The following is a 20808-nucleotide window of genomic DNA, read 5'->3' on the forward strand; positions in this document are numbered from 1 at the left end:
GCTCCGAGGCGCTAGTCGTCACGGGGCTTTTTTTGTCTACGACAGGAAAATGTGGAACGGCTCATAGGGCTGCATTCTCTCAGACTGCATGCGTTTGTTCGGAAGACCTCAAAAACATAAAGGATTTCCACCGATTTTGTCGAAAAATATAGCTATGAAAAAGATGACAAAAATAATCGTATATATGACTTTATTTATATTGGCACTTACAGGCCTTCGCCTATACTGGATATTTGTAGTTACACCGCCGCAGCCGGCGCAAGCCGTTCGAGGGGAACTAGATTTGCGTGACTGGAACTTCCATTCTGAGAAGGCTATATCGCTTAATGGCGAGTGGGAGTTCTATCCAAGCAGGTTGCTGCCTGATTCTGAAGCAGCAGCAGGAGAACAGGCAGATATGCGCATGATTCAGGTACCAGGCAACTGGAATGATGCTATTCAAAATAACGAGAATCCAACATTCGGATATGGCTCTTATCGCCTGCTTATAAAGGTTGAAGCGGATGAATATCAGATTTATGGTATCCATTTGCCGACCATTCCAACTTCCTCCAAGGTGTTCGTGAATGGGCGATTAGTAGCTGGGGCTGGACAGCCGAGCGAGACGCTGGATAGCTATGAACCAAGAATTGTTCCATATTCTGCAACCTTCTCCACGAATCAGCCGGAGATCGAACTCATTATTCAGGTCGCTAACTTTAATGATCGGGTAGCAGGGGGAATCTATTGGCCGATCAAATTCGGCAGCGATCATGCGGTTCACCAAACGACCTGGTTTTCTGCTGGTCTACAGCTGTCGGTATGTCTTGTTCTATTAGGTCATGCGGTTTATTCAGCTATTTTGTATGGCATGGGTGTAAGGCAGAAGGCTCTTATTTATTTTTTCCTCATGCTGCTCTTTGCAATCGTTTCGATTCTTATCGACAACAGCTATCTGCTCATTGCTTGGCTTCCAATCAGCTATGAATGGAATCTCAAGCTGTACTATTTGTCCTATTTGGGTATGGCAGTACTCATTCTGCAGTACACCAGAAGTCTGCTGCCAGAGATCGGCAAGCTTAGAGGCTTGTTTACTTATACCGCTGTTAGTGTCTTATATGCTGCGGCTATTCCTTTTTTACCCGTTGAATGGCTGACGTATTCTGATTATCTTCATGTTCCGCTCGTTATGTTGTCCTTTCTAGCTGTTCCAATTGTTGCATGTCTGGCGGTTATACGGGGAAATAAGGACGCTGTGTACATTTTACTGGGAATCAGCGCCATAACGATCAATTCGATCTGGGGCATTGTCAAAAATACTGGATGGATGGAGATGGGCTTCTACCCGTTCGACATGATCGCAGCTTTCTTTGCCTTCGGCTCCTTCTGGTTTAAGCGTTATTTGCGAAGCTCGGCCCAAACGGCTCAACTCGCAGAGAAGCTTCTGGAGTCAGACAGGCGCAAGGATCAATTTCTTGTTCAAACTTCGCACGAGCTGCGGAACCCTCTTCACGGAATGCTAGCCATTGCTCAAACGATTCTAAGTGGTGATGAGCGAGTGGATGATGCCAAAAATCGTGACAATATGAGATTGCTCGTATCTGTTGGCAAGCGTATGTCCTTCTTGCTGAATGATCTGCTTGATCTCTCCCGCTTGGAAGAGAGCCAGATGCGGCTCCAATTATCTCCTGTGTCCGCTCAAGCGGTAGTTGCCGGTGTTAATGATATGATTCGGCTGATGACAACGGGCAAGCAGATACAGCTCATTAACAACATGCCGGGGGAGCTTCCACTTGTTATGGCTGATGAGAATCGGCTTACGCAGATTTTATTTAATCTGCTTCATAACGCAGCGAAGTTCACGGATGAAGGAGTCATTGCCGTAGATGGACATGTTCAGGATGGTTATGCGGTTATCGTTATATCCGATACAGGCATCGGGATGGATGAAGCACAGCTTCAAACGATATTTGAGCCCTACGAACAGGGTGGCGGACATGCTGCCCATGCGAGCGGGCTTGGGCTGGGCCTCAGCATTTGCAAGCAATTGATTGAGCTCCACGAAGGCATGATTACGGTCCGCTCGATTCCTGGCAAAGGTTCAACATTTACATTCACACTGCCACTCTCAACTTCTAGCGCTCCCCTAGTGGAAGTATCGACTATCCCTGCGCAGTTGCAAACGATGTTTCTTGAGACGGCGACGGCTTATATGGAGCTTCCGCAGGATCAGTTCATAGAAGAAACGGATGAACGTCTACAAATATTAGCGGTGGATGATGACCCCATTAACCTGAGCATACTGAAAAGTATGCTTGTACAGGAAGGCTGCAATGTCGTAACTGCGACCAGCGGTAAAGAGGCACTAGACCTGCTGACAGTCAGAGATTGGGACTTAATCGTGACCGATGTGATGATGCCGAATATGTCAGGCTATCAATTCACACAAGCGGTTAGGGAGCGCTTCGGATTGACAGAGCTTCCGATTCTGCTGCTTACTGCACGCAGCCGTCCCGAGGATATTGAGACAGGCTTCAAGTCAGGGGCGAATGATTATGTCATAAAGCCGGTAGATGTGTTTGAGCTGAAATCACGCATACGTGCGCTGACGGACATTCGCAGATCGTTCCGGGAACGATTGCGCGTGGAGGCGGCATGGCTGCAAGCGCAGATTCAGCCGCACTTTTTATTCAACACGTTAAATTCGATTAGTGCACTTAGCGAAATCGATACGAATCGGATGCGCAGTCTATTGAATGAGTTTAGCGATTATTTGCGGGCGAGCTTTGATTCGAAAAATCTGGAGCGAGTTGTTACTTTAGAGCACGAGCTGAGACTGGTACGTTCTTATTTGCATATCGAGAAAGAGCGCTTTGAGGAGAGACTACAGGTATTCTGGGACATTCAAGAGAATATGCGGCTGGAGCTCCCGCCGTTGTCGATTCAACCGCTTGTCGAGAATGCGGTAAAGCATGGTATTCTGCAGCGTGCGCGCGGGGGCAGCTTGCATATACGAGTTCTAACCCATGCCGAAGGAATGGAAATCGTAATTGCCGATGATGGAGTTGGCATAGAAGCTGATAAGCTGAGGGGCATGCTTGAAGGCCCGCCGTATGTGGGGCAAGGAATTGGCCTGCGCAATACGCACAGAAGATTAAAGCAGCTGTACGGAAAAGGTCTTCATATTGAAAGCACGCCAGCTCAAGGTACGACTGTCTCATTCGTTATCGCTCATCGCAGTTGAAAGGAATAATTACAGTTTCTTATTGTAATTGCTATAGAAATAAATGAAACGCCAGAATGCGAGGTTCTGGCGTTTTCCGTCTGCTGAGAAAATCTCGGCAGACTGGCGGCGACAAAGCATAGATGCTTTGTCGCCATTTTTGCGTGTATATAGAAGTGCCTTACTTTCAATTAAAACATTCCATTGGTCTGGAGTATGAACTATAGCTCCAGCAGCTTCTGACCATCACGGATAAGGGTTACAGCTGAACGGCCGCCGCTTAGCTTCTGGAATGAGAGCCGGTCTTCGCGGCCCTTCCATTGCAGCACGGCCTCCGACTCCGCAGTCGAATAAGTAATGCTTGGTAATTCGTCGCCATGATAATGCGGAATCAACAGAACTTTGAACTTTGGCTCTACACAGTGGCTGGGGATAATCAACCGACGATCAAGGCCGAAGCTTCTTCCGCCGTCCTGCTTGTAAAGCGCATGTGTATCGTTAAAGGTATCCTTCTTCTCGAAGGTTTCCAGCCTGATCGCCGGATTCGTTTCAAAATCTCTGGCGAGTGCAGGTGTACCGTTCTCCAGCACGTGGACGAGCAGCATAGGATCGCCTTTGCGAGGCTCGGTACCGGATTTACTGCGGCTGAATAGAAGGATGTCGTGATGGCGAATAGCGCATACGTCAATATCCATACTTGCCATCATCGTCCATTCATAGAGCCGTTCTTGATCATCCTTGCGGATGTCGTCCACGATGAAGGCGTAGGGCTGCGACCCGCGGACAAGACCTGCGGTGCGGTAAGCGTACTGAACCGGGTTATGCATTACTCGTACCGGCCATCCGTCCTCGTCCCAGTAGCGAGGGCCTATACCCTCCCACGGTTTAAAGTGAGCAGCAATCGTTGGGGAAGGCTCAGGCTCTTGATGTACATCACCATATATCTGCTGGAATTTCATCGTTTCATCCTTGAAGCTGCTCCAACGCTCGTGCGCAAATTGTGGATCATCGGGTGTGCTGGAAGCTGCAATTGTTTTGGGCCAAAACCAATCATAAGCGTACTTGGCATCACATGCTGCAGCTGTTACAAACGGCTGATCCTGCGCGCCCAGCCATTTGCCGGGTGCTGGGAAATAGCCTTGTCCTTTGCCATCAATTAACACGCAGCTGTGATATTTGGTTTCAACTGAGCGAAATGTTTCGCCAACCCATTTGACGCCAAGGGCAGTAAAGCTGATATTCCCCCGATCTGCGTGCTCGTGGGAAGGTGTAAGGGTATCCTGCCTGCATTCGAATTGGAGCATAACGCCGTCCTCGGACCAAGTGTCCCTCGTAACGAGCGAACCGCGTTCAGCATCAACAAAGGTTAGTGCCTGCTGCACGGGCTTGGTCCTCTCAGAGTGACCGTCTGCTGCACAGAGAAGCGCCTCGACAAGATGCATGCGTTCCAAGCGCTGGTCTTTGCCGCGCTCGAATAACGTGTGATGCCAAAGCACATCCATATCAGGATCATCAGGATAATAGTATTTCAGCATTTGCGCAAAATGCGGACCAGGACCGCCGTCTCCGCCGTCTCCATGGCTAACCCATTCCTGGCCATAAGGCTGCATCGTATGCAGCAGCCAATGCTTGTAACGGTCGAAATGCGAGTGCAGAAACAAGTTGTCTCCTCGCCTAGCCATAGCAATCATGGCGGGCACGCCCCATACCCATCCGAAGGCGGTATAACCGACGGCTTCGCCGGAGCTGCCTGCAACTGAGATGCCGTAGGTCAAATAATCTTGCATCACCTCGACGCTCCGATGATAGACGCGGGCATCGAAGCCTTCTTCGCCTTCAATCGCCAGTGCGAGCAGCACGAAGCAGTTGCTGCAATTCATCCAGTTCCAGTTGCGCCAGTCAGGCGGCAGCTCCATGCCGAAGCTGATTGCTCCGCTTGTAATGGAAGAAATAACCTTGCGTACGGTAGCGCGCTGTTCCTCAGTCATGAACCCGTGCGCGAAATCATAAGCGTAGCCCAGATGCTGAAAGCCGAATAGCTCGTAGCTGCCAAGCGCATGCCAGCTGCCCCAGCGCGAGGCATGTCCGCCGAATATGCCGCTGCGGTATTGCCGGACTTTGGGCTCGAGCAGCTCAGCAAAGCCAGTAATGGCTGAAGCGGCAGCACGGCCTTTCGTTTCATCTCCAGAAATCCATGCATCGAGAGCCTCAAGAACCAAAGCGTACAGTATTGGTGGTTGATAATGGCCGGGCTCCTCCGAATATGCTGGATTGTCCAAAAGCAGCTCTGCTGCACGAGGGTCCTGTTGAAGGGCTGCATATACCTGGTTTTCCCAGGTTCCGTCGCAGAGAATGGTCGCTCCGTTCCGGCTACGGAGATTGGCAAGCAGCAGCCTGCCGGTCTCGGTTTCTTTCGTACGCCGCCTAATGTCCGGAAGCTGCTCCGGGCTGCAAAGAATCCGGGGATGAACCCCGGTTTCGGGCACGGGATAGAGCTTGCCTGAATCGAACAACGCATCGCTCCCTGCTACGAACAGCTGGTCGGTATTTGCGCGCTCCAGCCCGTTCAATACCTCTTCCGGAGATCTCTCCGCGTCGAATCTGTTAAGCTGTTTCTTCATTTATGTTCCTCCTTACTGATGTGCTGCGCTATCTTGATGACTACTTAACCATATGGCCGCCGCATCCGCCATAGACAATAATTGCAGGTAGACAAAAATGGGAAAACCCTTATAAAACCTATGCTTTTAGCCTATTCAAGGAGGAATCCAACACTTCTTGCTAAGCCGTAATTTTTGTTTATAGACGGGTAAAGTACGGGTGTGGTTCGATAAGGGTGTCCTTCCTGCAGCGAGGTGAACGAGGGGCAAATGTCTGAATTCGGAGTTGATACCTATTGAAAATTAATCCAGCTGTGAATGTACAGACAGCGTCCGCCGTGAATGCAAGCAGGCGAAGGTGGAAGCAGAACATTCCTTGGCTCATCATGTTCGCTCCCGTAGCGGTGTATTTCATTCTCTTCAAATATATTCCGATAGGCGGGTTAGTCATCGCCTTCAAAAACTATCATTTTCTGCACGGGGTATGGGGCAGCGAGTGGGTCGGCTTTAAAAATTTCGCCATGCTGTTCACGGACCCGGCAACGGTTCATACGATTCGGAACACACTGCTTATCAGTGTGCTTTCGATGGCTGTCGGGTTTCCTTTTCCTATTATTTTAGCCATCCTGTTCAACGAAATTAGGATGATGTGGTTCCGCAAATCATTGCAAACGCTGCTTTACCTGCCCCATTTCCTGTCTTGGGTTATCGTGGGCGGCATGGTCATTACGCTGTTCTCCCAGGAGACAGGCATTATTAATTCGATTTGGGAGAAGTTGACGGGCCGGACCTATCCGTTCATGTATCAGGAACCATCCTGGCTCGCTATCTTTCTTGGTGCTGGCGTGTGGAAGGAAGCGGGCTTTGGGGCCATCATTTATTTGGCTGCGCTTGGCAATATCGATCCGCATCTCTATGAAGCGGCTAATCTAGACGGCGCGAACAAGCTAAGACGAATTTGGCATATTACGCTGCCGGGCATCATGCCGGTCATTGTGCTCATGCTGATTCTCGGGATGGGCAGGGTGATGGAGGTCGGGTTCGATCAAGTGTATATGCTTCAGAATCCCGTCGTATCCAATATCGCCGAGGTCATCTCCACTTACATTTACCGCATGGGTCTGCAAGGAGCTCAGTTCAGCATTACGACGGCGATGGGCATGTTCGAAGCAGTTATTGGCTTGATTCTTGTCATGATTTCGAATGGCATTGCCCGCCGATTCAATCAGTCATTATGGTAAAAAGGAAGGTGGCCTCCTATGCAAATTTCAAGGGGAGAGAAATGGTTTTATCGCATTAACTACGTGCTGCTCACCTTGGCTGCTCTGACATGCTTGCTGCCGCTGATGAACATACTCGCTGTGTCGCTTAGCGGAAACAGGGCCGTCATGTCAGGAGAGGTCGGTATTTGGCCGGTCGAGTTCAATATTGCCTCTTACGCGGCGCTTGCCAGCGGCAGCCCAATCATTCCAGCATTCAAGAACAGCCTCATTATTACAGTGGTCGGTGTTGCACTTTGCATGTTGTTTACACTGCTGGCGGCCTATCCGTTGTCCCGGAAGGCATTCTACCTGCGCAAGCCGATTACGCTCGCTATCGTCTTTACGATGCTTTTCTCGGGAGGTATCATCCCTCATTACTTATTAGTTGATTCATTAGGTCTTGTGAACACGTACTGGGCGCTGTGGCTGCCTGTGCTCGTTAGCCCTTTCAATATGCTCATTATGAAAAACTATTTCGAGCATTTGCCGGAGGAAATGGAAGAGGCGGCGCGTATCGATGGGTGTGGCGAGTTCTCTTTTATAACGAAAATCGTACTGCCGTTATCATTGCCGATGATGGCGACTATCGCTTTATTTTATGGCGTTAACTTATGGAATTCGTTTTTCCAGGTGTTGATTTACATTAATGATACGGATAAATACAACCTAACCGTCCTTGTTCAGCAGATGGTAAGAAGCACGTCGGTGCTGCTTGAATTCACGAGCTTGCAGCCGGATGAGATGAATGAATTCCCGCCGGAAGGTGTCAAGGCTGCTGGGGTGATGGTACTGCTGCTGCCGATGCTGATCGTGTATCCGTTTATTCAGAAGTATTTCGTGAAAGGCGTTATGATTGGCGCAATTAAAGGATAGGATACCAGAGCTTCGAGAGGGGGAATGTCGGGCTAAGCAGCTGTTTTCCGTGAAGTTTTTACAGGGGTGTTGTACACTACGAGTATGGAGGATGAATATGACAAAGAAATATTGGAAGTCCAGTTTGGCGTTAATCGTAGCGGGTGTCTTCATTAGTTTGTTTTTGTCAGCATGCTCATCGAATGAAGAAGGTACGAATAAGGGCGCCAAGCCGTCCGAATCTGCGGCAAGTCCAGCGGCAACCGATCAGACAGAGCCGAAGGAAAGAGGCCAAATCTCGGTATCCATCTACGATAGAGGAACGGTTCCGGCGGAGGAAGGCAATATGGAGGAAAACCGTTGGTCGAAGTGGATTAATGAAAACGGACCGGTTGACGTGGATTTCATGAGCGTACCGCGCTGGGAGTCGCAGCAGAAATTTAACGTGATGTTTGCGTCCAAAGCAGCGCCGGACTTGATTATGGAATATGATACGGCTTACCGGAACCAACTATATAACCAAAAGCTGATTATGCCGATTGATAAGCTCGTCGAGGAGCATAGCACGAATTATAAAGCGATGCTGGAGAAATATCCCGCACTGCGCAAGGTTGGAACGAAGGATGACGGCCAGCTCTACGAGATTGCGCGCGTTATTGGCCTGCAGCCGAACCATGCCTTGTTTATCCGTGCCGATTGGTTGGAAGCGCTTAAATTGGAAGTGCCCCAAACGACGGAAGAGCTGTTCGCGGTAGCGAAGGCTTTCAAGGAAAATGACCCGGATCAGAACGGCGCTGCCGATACTTACGGGATGGCGCTTAGCTACATCAGCGGCATGATCGTGGATTACATGCATGGAAGCGTATTTACGATCTTTGAGAAGCAGCCTTGGTACCCGAATGACAAGGACGAGCTCGTACATGACTGGACCCGTGTCAAAACAGCTTTTGAATTTAAGAAGAAGCTGTTTGACGCTGGCCTAGTTGATCGAGATTTCCTGACCGACAGCAAGGGAGAGAAAGCGAAGCAGGACTTTATTAACGGCAAGCTCGGCATTTGGGGAACGACAGTTGGTGACTTTGCTTCCTATGAGACGTTGAAGAAAAACAACCCGAACGCCCAAATCAAAATTATTGCCCTGCCGGAAAGTCCTAACGGACAATTCAGCCCCGTGCTTTATAATCCGATCCAATCGGTGGGCGTTATTAATGTAATGGCTAAAAATCCGGAGGCCGTCATGGAGTATGTTGATTTCATGCTGGAGCCTGCTACAAAAAAGGTGTTTGATTTCGGAATTGAAGGCGAGCACCACACGGTTGTGAACGGCTGCCCGAAAGTAAACGATTCGGAGGAAGTGAAGAAACAGCTTGGCTACAAGGCTGATTTCATGATGCTGTTCTCGACCGACTTCGAAGACAAGTGCTCGGATTGGTGGAATTACAATGAATCTAACGCAACGCCAATGCAACTGGAATATAAGGAGCTTCGCTATGATGCAGTGGAAGCTTACGTGAATGAAGCGCGCCCCAACCCGGCCTTGACTTCAAGCGAGCATATGCCGGTTATCCCGCAGGATTTGCAAATCAATCAACAGAACGGCTTTAAGGCAGTAGAAGACGCGCTTACGAAATCGATTATTAGCGGTTCCTCTTATACGGTGGATAAAGCGATTGAGGATGCGAAAGCGGCATGGGGCAAAGCGAACGGCGACAAGATCGATCAGTGGTATGCGGATTGGTATACGGCAAACAAATCTACAGCGTTTTTGATGGACGATATGTATGAGCTGTCACAGGATATCTTTTTCAGAAAATAGGCAGTCATAAACAGGGGGAGCTCTATGAAGAATAAATGGTTTCAGAAAATGATGTTTTCATATCTCCCGTTGTTTTTTATTATGATTTCCATTCTCGTATTTATATTTTTCCTCTCAGTGAACCAGATTGCAGAGAAGGAGAATAAGCGGGCGAACGAGCAGTTCGCCAAACAGATTATGCAGCTGCTGGATAACGAGATGTATACGCTTAGCCAATCGTTTCTGAGCGATGTCTATTTCACGGATGAGGTGCAGCTGTTTTTCAATTCATTCTACAAGGATGATATCGCCTTGAATTATGAATTAATTCAGAAGCTGCAAGCGTTCGTACGCTCCTCGGAGTTCATTGATTCTATCTATCTGTACCGGAACTCGGACAGTATGGTGCTGTCTGATACGATCAAAATCGAGGCGACCCTGTATCCGGACATGGACTTCGCTCTGAAAGAGAGTGGGGAGATGACATGGTCCAACGCTCGTTCTTTTACGGAATTTGACGACTCGGGCAAACGGCGGGTCGTCTCCTCCAAGAAGCCTTATCCGCTCACGGGAACGCCGCAGGGTGGACTCGTGATGAACGTCAATCTTCAAGCATTGCAAAAGCGCTTCTCCGAACTTGGGCGGGTTGATCTCAGCTATGCGTACGTAAAGGACGATGCCGATCAGTGGCTTGTAGGCAATCTGAGCCAGCAGGATTCCGAGCAGCAGGAGCAGGATGTTGTACTGCGCTCCGAGACTACCGGATGGACGTTGTATTCGGGCCTTAACGAGCATTATTTGTTCACATCGCTGCAGCTCATTTCACGTATCTGGATCGTGACTGGAATCTTCATTATTTTGGCAGGCTTCGCTTGGCTCATTTATTTAATTAAGCGAAACTATCGGCCAGTTGAGGCGCTGGCAGCGCAAATCGAGAGCTATTCGCTCCGCAAGTCGATGGAACTTAGGGGGAATTACGACGAGTTCAAATTCATCGAGAACGCGCTGAATACTTTGCTTGAGGATGCCCAGTCCCATCATAAGCAGCTCAAGGAAAGTTTGCTGTACAAGGAGAAGTTTCTATTCCAGGCGCTGGCTGACGGGTCGCCGTCTTTCGCTTCTCACGAGCTGCTGCAAGCGCTCGCTGCCAAAGGCTTCGATCCTCAGGCTTCCGAATGGCGCTTCGTGCTGGTGGAGATGGACCAATTCCGCGACTTCGAGACCAACTACTCTCGAAAGGACCAGCTGCTGCTCAAGTTCGCGCTTACGAGCGTGCTGAAGGAAACGGCAGACCAGCAGCAAATTGTGCTGTGGGCGGAATGGATGTCCGATAAGCAGGTTGGCGTACTTGTGCAGGCTAGTTCGGCTGAAGAGCATGCTGTTCGTCTTCATGCATTGTATGAGGAATGCTTAAAGTGGGTCGAGACGCACCTGTCTTTTACGATCACCATTGCAGAGGGCATACGGGTCGCCAGCTTGGATGAGGTCTATCTCTCCTATGACAGCACACTGGAAATCATGAGGTTCAAGCCAACAATCGGCAGCAATCAATGGCTGGACGAAACGCAAATCAACCAAATAACTGGCGTGGGCTATTACCAGCTGCTGCCTGAGGTTCATCAGTTGACGGAGTCATTCCGGGTTGGCAAAGCCTCATGGTCAGCCAATCTGGAGGCTGTAAGCGAGAGCATACAGGACCATCATATGTCTCGCAAGGAAATCGTTAACTTGTTTGAATATATGCTTCATAAAATAAATAGCGAGCTAAGCGAGGTTGCCGATGCGAAAGGATCATTCTGGAGCAAGCGGAATATTGCGGATATACAGAAGGCGATTGATACATTCGATACCGTGGAGGAACTTGTCAGCCGTGTGAATGCTCTGCTCTCCGACGTATTTGCACGGATGCTCAGCTGGCGGGACAGTAACAGCAATCATGCTTTACTGGATCAAGCGAAGCAATATATTGAAAAGTATTATGCCGATGCGGCGCTTTCGCTAAACCAAATCAGCGAAGGGTTCGGCATGAATCCGGCTAATTTCAGCCGCTCCTTCAAGCAGGGAACAGGCGAGAAGTTCGTGGATTACGTGACGCGTATCCGGATCGAGCATGCGAAGCAAAAGCTGATTGCCACCGATGATTCCATTCAGGACATCGGATTCGCGGTAGGCTATGTGCATGCTGTATCTTTCAATCGTTCCTTCAAGAAGTCAGCAGGCATTACGCCGGGTGATTACCGTAAGCAGTATCAAGGGTGACGAAGCTTGAAAGGAGCGTGCGGCTTTTGACCAGAGACGCAACGAGCAAAACGTTAACGATGGATCAAATTGACGACAACATACAGAAGGTGATTCATCAGCTTCAGAATATGAAGGGTAGTATCGCAGAAACAGCGCCTATCGGCATCATCTCGATGGATAACTGGGAATGGCCGCAGGGCGTAGCGCTGTTTTCGCTTTATCTGTATTACAAGGAAACGGGAAAACAGGAGATATTGGACTATTTGTGCGGCTGGTTCGACCGACAGCTTGACGGCGGGGAACTGCCCCCAAAAAACGTTAATACGATGTGTCCAATGCTGACGCTCAGCTGCTTGCATGAGGAGACGGGCAATGAACGTTATCTGAAGCTTTGCAGAGAGTGGGCATGGCATGTGGTGCATGAGATGCCGCGTACGGGAGAAGGAGCTTTGCAGCATATCGTATCCGGTGAAACTAACGAAGGCCAGGTTTGGGACGATACGCTGTACATGACAGTGTTGTTCATGACGCGGATGGGCGTCGTTCTAGAGGAAGAGTCTTATATTCAAGAGAGCATCCGGCAGTTTCTGGTGCATCTGAAATATTTGACAGACCCGGTTACGGGACTGTTCTTCCATGGCTGGTCGTTCGTGGAAAACCATCATTTCGCCGGCGCCTTATGGGCTAGAGGGAACTCTTGGTATACGGCGGGCTTGGTCGATTATTTGGAAATGGCTCCAATACCAGCTGGGGTGGAGCACTATCTTATAAGCTCGCTTGAGAGGCAGGCGGCGAAGCTTCGCGAGGTGCAGGCCGAAGATGGTATGTGGCATACGCTGCTTAATGACCCGAATTCATACAAGGAAACATCGGCTACGGCCGCGTTCGCTTATGGCATTCTAAAGGCAGTAAGAAAAGGGTATTTGGATGAGAGTTTTGCGGCATGCGGTTGGAGAGCAGTGGAGGCGGTTGTGAATCAAATTGGCGGTGATGGTATCGTCCAAGGGGTGTCCTACGGAACGGGAATGGGCCGTACGCTGCAATATTACAAGGATATTCCTCGTTGCCCGATGCCGTATGGCCAGTCCATGACGCTGCTCATGCTGGTCGAAACGCTAAAGCATAAGGAATAATAGAGAGGATGAACGAGTATGGAAACGAGGCGTAAGGTTGGCATCGTAGGCACGGGGAACATTTTCCGCACGGCACATGCGCCGCTGCTGTATGGGCATCCGGAGATCGAGCTTGTCGCTGCTTGCGACATTGATGAGGCGAAGGTAAAGAGAGTGGCTGCGGAATTCGATATTCCTCATGTTTATACAGATTACTCAGAGCTGCTTAAAGAGCATCCTGATCTGGATATTATTGATATCTGCACATCTAATCTGCATCATTCAGATATTGCTGTTGTCGCATTAGAGGCGGGAATGCATGTTTTCTGCGAAAAACCGGATGCGATTAATCCAGCAGAAGCGCAGAGAATGGCGGATGCAGCGGAGCAATCAGGCAAGCTATTGCTTACGATGCGCAATAATCGCTTCCGTCCTGCGGTGCAATTTCTTAAAAAGTATGTCGCAGCTGGACACGCTGGCGATATTTATACGGGACGCTGCGGCTGGATTCGCCGCCGCGGCATACCGGGCAAAGGTGGATGGTTTACGACGAAGGAGCTGTCCGGTGGAGGGCCGCTCATTGATTTGGGTGTTCATTTCATCGATGTGGCTGTGTGGCTAATGGGCAATCCGCGTCCAGTGTCGGTCGTCGGCGCGACGTATACGAAATTCGCACAGAGCACGATTAGTGATTCTGCCCACAGCAGCTTCGGAGAGAAAAAACCGGAAGGGATTTTCGATGTTGAGGATCTAGCTTCAGGCTTTATCCGGTTCGATAATGGCGCGACACTGCAGGTAGAATTCAGCTGGGCTTCGAACATAGAGGAGGAGAGAAACTTCGTGGAGCTGCGCGGCACGAAAGCAGGCTTCTCCTTCGACAAGGGCGAGCTGAAGCTGTTTACGGAAATTGAAGATACCTTATGTGATATTGTGCCGAAGCTTGCGAAGGACGGCCATGGACATTCAGAGTATTTGCAGCACTTTATAAATTGCGTACAAGGCAGGGAAGAGCCGATCATGCAGCCTGTTGATGGCGTTCATATGATCAAGCTGCTCTCCGCTTTATATGAATCAGCGCGCACGGGCAATGAAGTGAAGCTGTAAGCAGTAAAAATGGGATTGTCCGCTCGGCCCTTTAGACGGGTCTGATTGGGCAGTCTTTTTTTGTACGGATATAAGTGGCTGTTGCGGTCTGCAAGAATCGTTTATTGACACTGAAAACCTAGATTAGTCGGGGATTTTTCAGATTTTGTTGTTCCTGTTAATTGATAATTAATGTCTATTTATGACTGTCCGTACGCTGTGCTACAGTATGGCGGCAGGGAGGAATGCTCTTATTATCTTTTTTGATCACTTGATGAAAAAGGAGGAATTTCATTTATGTAAGCGGTGTCATATATAGAGAATGGATAAGGAGGGTTTTGGAGTTGATTAAACAGAACATTTATTTCCATAACGTAACGGAACTAGAGCCTTGCAACGGGGGAGTCTATCTTCGAAGATGGCCGAGTGCGGTAAGGCATGCCATGGGGGATAGGGGAAGATTTATCGCGGAGGAGGCAACGGGCTGCGAGCTGCGATTTGTGACAGCGGCAAAGTATGTTCGGGTAACGGTTGGCATTCCGGAAACAGACGGCATTGTGAAGGTTTTTAAAGGTGGATTGTTTCATTCCGAGCATAAGCTGCAGGCCGGAGGCATTCGTACCTTGCATCTGGAAGAGCCTAGTGCCCGGTTCGCTATGGTGGATCGCAAGCATCTGCTGGAGTCCGGATTTGCTCCCGAGATATGGCGAATTTGCTTTGGCAACCACGCAGTAATCTTTTACAGTTTGAATACGTTTGGCTGTGAAGTGCGCCTCCCGCAAGCGGGAGAGATGCCTCGGCGGCGATGGTTAGCTTATGGCTCTTCGATTACGCACGGACTTGATAACTTCCCGCTGTCGTATATTCATCAAGCCGCAAGACGCATGAAGCTGGACGTCATGAATGCGGGGATGAGCGGATCTTGTTTGTGCGAGCCGGAAGTAGCAGATTTTATGGCCGGAAGGGATGACTGGCAGGTTGCTACACTGGAGCTTGGCGTTAATATGAGGGACAGCATGAGTGACGAACAGTTTGAAAGCAAGACATCCTATCTGCTGGAGAAGATGGTTGCGAGGCACCCTGACAAGCCTATTTTTCTAATTACAATTTATCCGAATTTCGCTACCTATGCAGGCAATGCCGTGACGGAGCGGGACCAACGTTTCAATGAAATATTACGCTCTCATGTCGCGAGATTGCGGCATCCGCTGCTGCATCTTATTGAAGGAGAAGACGTTATGCAGGATATGAGCGGAATGACCTGCGATCTCATCCACCCCGGCGAGTACGGCCATATGCGAATGGGAGAGCAGCTGGCGCAGCAAATGATTCATCTACTATTGTAAAAGGTGGGATGGTTATGCGTAGTTCAGTTCAAATGAAATGGATTTGCCGACTATTGATTTTCATGCTGGTTATCGGTATCGTTCAACCGATGTCTCAAGTGACTGTCAAAGCTTCGGGCAGCGCGGCAGCAACGATTCTGGCTGAGGTTTTCGACGATCAAACGACAGGAGCTCAGCCTGCAGGCTGGAATATCCCCACAGCACCGGCAGCGGTAGCCCCTGCTCCAGATCCGTATGTGATTCGGGCTTCCATCGGGGAGCTGGATGCTTATTCTGGTAAGCTGCTGAAATTTGAGAAAAATGGAAAATCGGTCGCTTCGTATTCGATTAGACGGAATGTAACGGCAGTTACCTCTAAGGTGACATTGACCTATAAGGTTCGTGCGGAACAGACGAATGCGGTCGTTTACTTGCCATCGCTTCAGAACAACACGGCCGTTAAATTCGCATTGAACAACGGACAATTCAGCTATATGAAGGAAAACGCTTCGGGTTGGACACCGATTCAGGCATACCAGAGCGGAGAATGGTATGACATTAAGGTGATGCTGGATACCGAGCTTGGCGTCTTCGATTTCTACATAGACGACACTATGCTGTTATCGCAGGAACCGGGAGGCGAAGGAACGCCGCTGTCCTCGTTTTATTTGGGCATGTACAAGGATAGCGTGGGTATCGTATATTTTGATGATTTCTTGATTTATCCGTACATGCCGGCTGCTTCCGCTAGCTTCGGGCAGTCCTCCCACGAGCTGGACACAGGGGAGCAGAAGCAGCTCGCGTTAAGCTTCGAGCCTCAGAATGCAACCGTCCAAAGCGCGGCATGGTCGAGCAGCAATCCCGCAGTCGCTTCGGTAACAGCTACGGGGATGGTAACGGGCATATCGGCAGGCTCGGCTTTGATTACGGCGCAGCCGCTGGATCAGTTGCCTGCCGTCACAACGAGCGTGTATGTGAAGGAGGCCGTGCGCGTCAAAGGAGATGTACTCGCCGAAAGCTTTGATGCTGCTGCGAGCGGTCAGGCACCGCCGAATTGGTCGATTCCGACGAAGCCGGCTGCGGTTCCTCCGGTACCTAATCCGTTTATATTGCAGGCAACGGTGGAAGAACTGCCGAATGAAACGGGCAAATCGTTGAAGTTCACTAAAAATGCACAAACTACCGCTTCCTATTCCATTACGCGAGCGGTGTCCACTACCTCAACGAAGGCTGTGGTCACGTACCGGATTAAAGCGGATCAGACGGGTGCTGTGATTTATCTGCCTTCCTTGAACAACGGCTCGCAAGTGAAATTCGCACTTAACGCCGGGCAATTTGCCTATATGAAGGAGGGCGGAACGGGCTGGACGAACATTCAGCCTTACGCGACGGGTGAGTGGTACGAGGTTAAAATTATGCTTGACGGAGATGCGGGTGAATTCGATTTCTATATCAACGGTCAGTTAAAGCTCTCTCGCGAGCCTGGCGGATCAGGCGGTCCGATCACTTCCTTTTATCTTGGCATTTTCAAAGACAGCATCGGTACGGTTTACTTTGATGACTTCAACGTTTACTCCTATAAATCGGCCGTGAGTGTTTCCTTCGCGCAGGACAACTACGACGTTGCCAAAGGTTCTAAAGTACAGCTGCCCTTGTTTTTTGAGCCGCTGGACGCGACCGTGCAAAGTGCGATCTGGACCTCCAGCGACGAGAGTGTAGCGAGCGTTTCCTCAAGTGGCATCGTAACGGGCTTGCAGACAGGAACGACGATTATTACCGCACAGCCGCTGGAGAATGTCGCTCCGGTCTCGGTAGAGGTGAGCGTATACTTTGTGCCAATCACGGAAATTACGTTGGAATCGATTGGTTCAGAGGTGCCGGTAGGCTCGCGTGTATTTTTGAAAGCAGAGGTATTGCCTACGGGCAGCACGGATCAACGCGTCTATTGGGGCAGCGAGGATGAGACTATCGCCACGGTGGATCGCTATGGAGAGTTAGCCGGAGTAAGTCCGGGTGTAACTACCGTGTATGCAGTTAGCTCAGATGGCGCCATTCGTGGAGAAATATCGGTCACCGTAGCTGCTAGAAACGTACAGCATGACATTTTCGTATCGCCGAGCGGCAGTGACAGCCAGGCTGGAACGGAAAGTGCGCCGTTCCAAACCATTGCAAGAGCACAGGTTCAGGTACGGGAATGGAATCAGCAGATGAGCGGTGATATTATTGTCAATCTTCGGGAAGGTTTGTATACGCTTATAGATACATTGGCTTTGGAACAGGCGGATTCTGGTTTTAACGGCCACTCCGTCGTTTATCAAAGCTATCCGGGAGAGCGCGCGGTTATTAGCGGCGGAGAGCGAATAACCGATTGGTTCGAGCATGATGCGGCTAATCAGATATTCAAAGCCAATGTGGGAACGGAGTTTCAAACCCGTCAGCTGTTCGTGGGTGGTGTTAGAGCAATCAGAGCGAGAAGCGAGGGCGGATTGCTCATGCCTGTGCAAACGGCGACAGGTTATACATCCGGTGATTCAGCTTTGGCGGGATGGCGGAATCCGAGCGATCTGGAGTTTGTATATCAGGAGAAATGGACCAACTCCAGAGCTGGCGTGGCAGCCGTCAATGCGGTGGATGGCAAAGCTCATATTGCGATGAAGCAGCCGGCATGGACCGCTATAACCGTCCGAGGCCTTACTTCGGCGACGGTTCCCGTTTATTACGAGAACGCTTATGAGCTTCTAGACCAGCCGGGCGAATGGTATTACGACCGCTCGGAAGGGATGTTGTATTATAAGCCGCGCGCATGGGAGGATATGGCCACTGCCGAGGTTATTGCACCGAAGCTGGAGCGGCTGATGACCATCCAAGGTGAATCTGTGGAGCTTCCGGTTCGGAACGTCCAGTTCAAACAGCTCAGCTGGATGTATTCGACATGGATGCGTCCAAGCACGGACGCGGGGCATTCCGATGCCCAGAACAATCATTTGAGATATTCCGGCAGCCCCGACATGCTGGCGGATGCCGCCATCGAGATCGAGCTGGCCAATTCCATTTCGTTCGTAGGAAACGAATTCGCAAAGCTGGGAATAACGGCAATTCGCATGCAGAATGGCGTTCAGAACAGCTTGATGGAAGGCAATCACTTCTATGATCTGTCTGGAAGTGCAGTCAACGTCGGTTCTCCGGACTCCACGATACAGGATGTGTTTAATCCGGCGGATCACCGTTTGGTAATGAAGAACAACGATATTCTGAACAATGTCATCCATGATATAGGCATTGATTACAAATCGTCATCGGCTATATCGGCTGGCTATCCCGTCGATATGGATATCAGCCACAACGAAATGTATTCCCTTCCTTACAGCGGCACGCATGTCGGTTACGGATGGGCGAAGGATTTCCAGCCAGTTACGAAAAACGTAAAAATTCAAAACAATCTGATCTACGATTTAATGGGGATGGGGCTCCGTGACGGGGGAGCCGTATACAGCTTGGGAACGACGGGGGCAACGGCTGCTGACAAAAACCTCGTTTCCGGCAACTACATCCGCAATCAAATGGATGAAGGGGCTCCACTCTATACGGATGAAGGATCAGCTTATTGGAAATTCGAGCATAATGTTATTGATTTGAAAGAAAGCAAAGATTGGCATTCTGCAAAGCGCTGGGCGCAAATTTGGGCGGCATCCATTCATGACATTGATTTCGTGAACAACTATACGACAGAGGCTAACGCTACAAGCAACGGCTACGATAATGTATTCTCGAACAATCAGGTGTTCCCGGAAGCGAATTGGCCAGCCGAAGCACAGGCCATAATTGAGGAAGCTGGTTTGCAAACGGACTTCTCAGCTGTGGCGGCAGAGGAAGTAAGACGCTTGAACATTAAGCCGGTTAACCTCGCTCTCGGCGAGAGCGACATCGTTGCTCTGCGTGGTTATGATGGTAAGGATCGCATGCAGGCCGTGAATGCGGAACAAATCTTCTTTGCATCTAGTAATTCTGCGGTAGCTGTCGTGAGTCAGCAGGGCGTTGTGACAGCGATAGCTAAAGGTCAGGCAAAGCTTACGGTTAATATCGTAACGGGCTCGATGATGCGAACGCTAGAGACGGATATTTTCGTTGGGGATGAGCTGACAGAGGTAGGTATTGAGGGGACGGCGGGCAAGGTTGCCTTCCTAACGGAAGGAACGAGCCAAGCGCTTATTGCTTTTGGACTTACCGCGTATGGTAACCGAATTGAGCTGGAAGACGTGGATTATACATCCAGCAATCCGAATGTAGCCTCGATTTCAGCGGAAGGATTTATTACTGCCCATCAGGCAGGGGATATCGTACTGACCCTTCGGGGAAGATTCGTAGGCACCGAGGCGGAAAGCCGTTACTTGCTTCGCGTAGCGGGAGAGAATACGGAGCATCATTATGGATTAAACCGAGAAATTAACGACGTAGATGGATGGTATGTGAATCCAACTGCTGTTAATCAGGTTCAGTCGGATGAGAGCAGTATTACGGTTGCGACGCCAAGCGGGGGACACGCGATCTACCAAGGCCGGAAGTTCAGCAATGAGCTTATCGATTTTGACCTATCTATAAATGGAACGGGCAGTTGGTATGCACTCATGCTCGGCAAGCAAAGTGAAACCGCAAGTTATGTGAATGACGATAATTACATTGTGGTCATCTCGGCAAGCGGAATCGAGCTGCATCGCTATAACAATGGTAAACGGACGGTTATCTACGGCAATCTGGCTGGTTTTGCAAGCATTGGCGGAGATGCAATACCAAATACGATGCTGCCGTTCAATGAAAGCCACCGCGTACAGCTTGGTAGCTTCAACCAGGCAAACGGCGTCAGGCTTCTGATGAAAGTAGATGGAGAAACGGTATTTGATTTCGTGGATACGTCATCATCGGCCTTGCGGCTTCCGGGTTATGTCGGTTTACTGGCAAGAAGCGGAAGCATGACGATTGCCAAACCCGATCAAACAGCGATACCTGCGGCACTTCTAATAGAGGGACCTGCGACGCTGGATGCTGGTGAAAGCGGGGAGCTCACAGTTAGCCTTATGTATGACAACGGCGAACTGCAGCCTCTTTCCTTTGCTGAGGCTGCGTTTAGCAGCGGGAACGAAAGTGTGGCAACAGTTGGAAGCGATGGCATACTGCACGCGCAAAGCGCAGGCACTTCGGTAATTACGGTCTCGTATGGGGGGATTTCGGCGAAATACGCGATTGTCGTCCATGAGGACGTGGTTGTACCGGAGGGATTGTCATTCGGTATTAAGCTGTAGTAAATACGACCATCTATGATATCAAAAGAGGCCTTTGCA

The 20808-nt window shown here is 49.9% G+C and carries 10 protein-coding genes; 9 read left to right on the forward strand and 1 reads right to left on the reverse strand.

Annotated elements, in window-relative coordinates:
* Window positions 1-136: 136 nt before the first annotated feature.
* The gene (locus FGT79_RS19890; RefSeq protein ID WP_246096510.1) at window positions 137-3223 is read left to right on the forward strand and encodes a hybrid sensor histidine kinase/response regulator; all 3087 of its coding nucleotides are present in this window, start codon (window positions 137-139) and stop codon (window positions 3221-3223) included.
* Between the two features lie 200 nt (window positions 3224-3423).
* Here FGT79_RS19890 and FGT79_RS19895 read toward each other — a convergent pair whose 3' ends face one another.
* Window positions 3424-5823 (reverse strand): hypothetical protein, encoded by a 2400-nt coding sequence (locus FGT79_RS19895; protein WP_138754576.1) that lies wholly within the window; start codon window positions 5821-5823, stop codon window positions 3424-3426.
* Window positions 5824-6188: 365 nt separating this feature from the next.
* Between FGT79_RS19895 and FGT79_RS19900 the strand changes: the two genes are divergently transcribed.
* The 8 genes from FGT79_RS19900 to FGT79_RS19935 all read left to right on the forward strand — a co-directional run bounded on the left by FGT79_RS19900 (window position 6189) and on the right by FGT79_RS19935 (window position 20769).
* On the forward strand, window positions 6189-7043 hold the full coding sequence (locus tag FGT79_RS19900; RefSeq protein ID WP_138754659.1) for an ABC transporter permease: 855 nt from the start codon (window positions 6189-6191) through the stop codon (window positions 7041-7043).
* Window positions 7044-7061: 18 nt separating this feature from the next.
* Window positions 7062-7937, forward strand: a complete 876-nt coding sequence (locus FGT79_RS19905; RefSeq protein WP_138754577.1) for a carbohydrate ABC transporter permease — start codon at window positions 7062-7064, stop codon at window positions 7935-7937.
* A 97-nt stretch (window positions 7938-8034) separates the two neighbouring features.
* Complete coding sequence (locus FGT79_RS19910; RefSeq protein WP_171056340.1) at window positions 8035-9732, forward strand: extracellular solute-binding protein; 1698 nt, start codon at window positions 8035-8037, stop codon at window positions 9730-9732.
* Between the two features lie 24 nt (window positions 9733-9756).
* Window positions 9757-11970, forward strand: coding sequence for a helix-turn-helix domain-containing protein (locus FGT79_RS19915; protein ID WP_138754579.1), 2214 nt, complete (start codon window positions 9757-9759; stop codon window positions 11968-11970).
* Between the two features lie 26 nt (window positions 11971-11996).
* The gene (gene bglB, locus FGT79_RS19920) at window positions 11997-13085 is read left to right on the forward strand and encodes a beta-galactosidase BglB (RefSeq protein ID WP_246096511.1); all 1089 of its coding nucleotides are present in this window, start codon (window positions 11997-11999) and stop codon (window positions 13083-13085) included.
* An 18-nt stretch (window positions 13086-13103) separates the two neighbouring features.
* A complete protein-coding gene (locus tag FGT79_RS19925) occupies window positions 13104-14168 on the forward strand; it encodes a Gfo/Idh/MocA family protein (protein WP_138754580.1) in 1065 nt (354 codons plus the stop codon).
* A gap of 323 nt (window positions 14169-14491) precedes the next feature.
* On the forward strand, window positions 14492-15493 hold the full coding sequence (locus FGT79_RS19930) for an SGNH/GDSL hydrolase family protein (RefSeq protein ID WP_138754581.1): 1002 nt from the start codon (window positions 14492-14494) through the stop codon (window positions 15491-15493).
* A gap of 14 nt (window positions 15494-15507) precedes the next feature.
* Window positions 15508-20769: an Ig-like domain-containing protein gene (locus tag FGT79_RS19935; protein WP_171056341.1), complete on the forward strand. Its 5262-nt coding sequence runs from the start codon at window positions 15508-15510 to the stop codon at window positions 20767-20769.
* Window positions 20770-20808: the final 39 nt, after the last annotated feature.

The sequence above is a fragment of the Paenibacillus sinopodophylli genome (assembly GCF_005930355.1).
Classification (GTDB): domain Bacteria; phylum Bacillota; class Bacilli; order Paenibacillales; family Paenibacillaceae; genus Pristimantibacillus; species Pristimantibacillus sinopodophylli.

Excerpts from the sequence above, each read along its gene's own strand:
- FGT79_RS19895 (WP_138754576.1), bottom strand. The coding sequence starts at position 5,823 with ATGAAGAAACAGCTTAACAGATTCGACGCGGAGAGATCTCCGGAAGAG.
- FGT79_RS19900 (WP_138754659.1), top strand. The coding sequence starts at position 6,189 with ATGTTCGCTCCCGTAGCGGTGTATTTCATTCTCTTCAAATATATTCCG.
- FGT79_RS19905 (WP_138754577.1), top strand. The coding sequence starts at position 7,062 with ATGCAAATTTCAAGGGGAGAGAAATGGTTTTATCGCATTAACTACGTG.
- FGT79_RS19910 (WP_171056340.1), top strand. The coding sequence starts at position 8,035 with ATGACAAAGAAATATTGGAAGTCCAGTTTGGCGTTAATCGTAGCGGGT.
- FGT79_RS19915 (WP_138754579.1), top strand. The coding sequence starts at position 9,757 with ATGAAGAATAAATGGTTTCAGAAAATGATGTTTTCATATCTCCCGTTG.
- FGT79_RS19925 (WP_138754580.1), top strand. The coding sequence starts at position 13,104 with ATGGAAACGAGGCGTAAGGTTGGCATCGTAGGCACGGGGAACATTTTC.
- FGT79_RS19935 (WP_171056341.1), top strand. The coding sequence starts at position 15,508 with ATGCGTAGTTCAGTTCAAATGAAATGGATTTGCCGACTATTGATTTTC.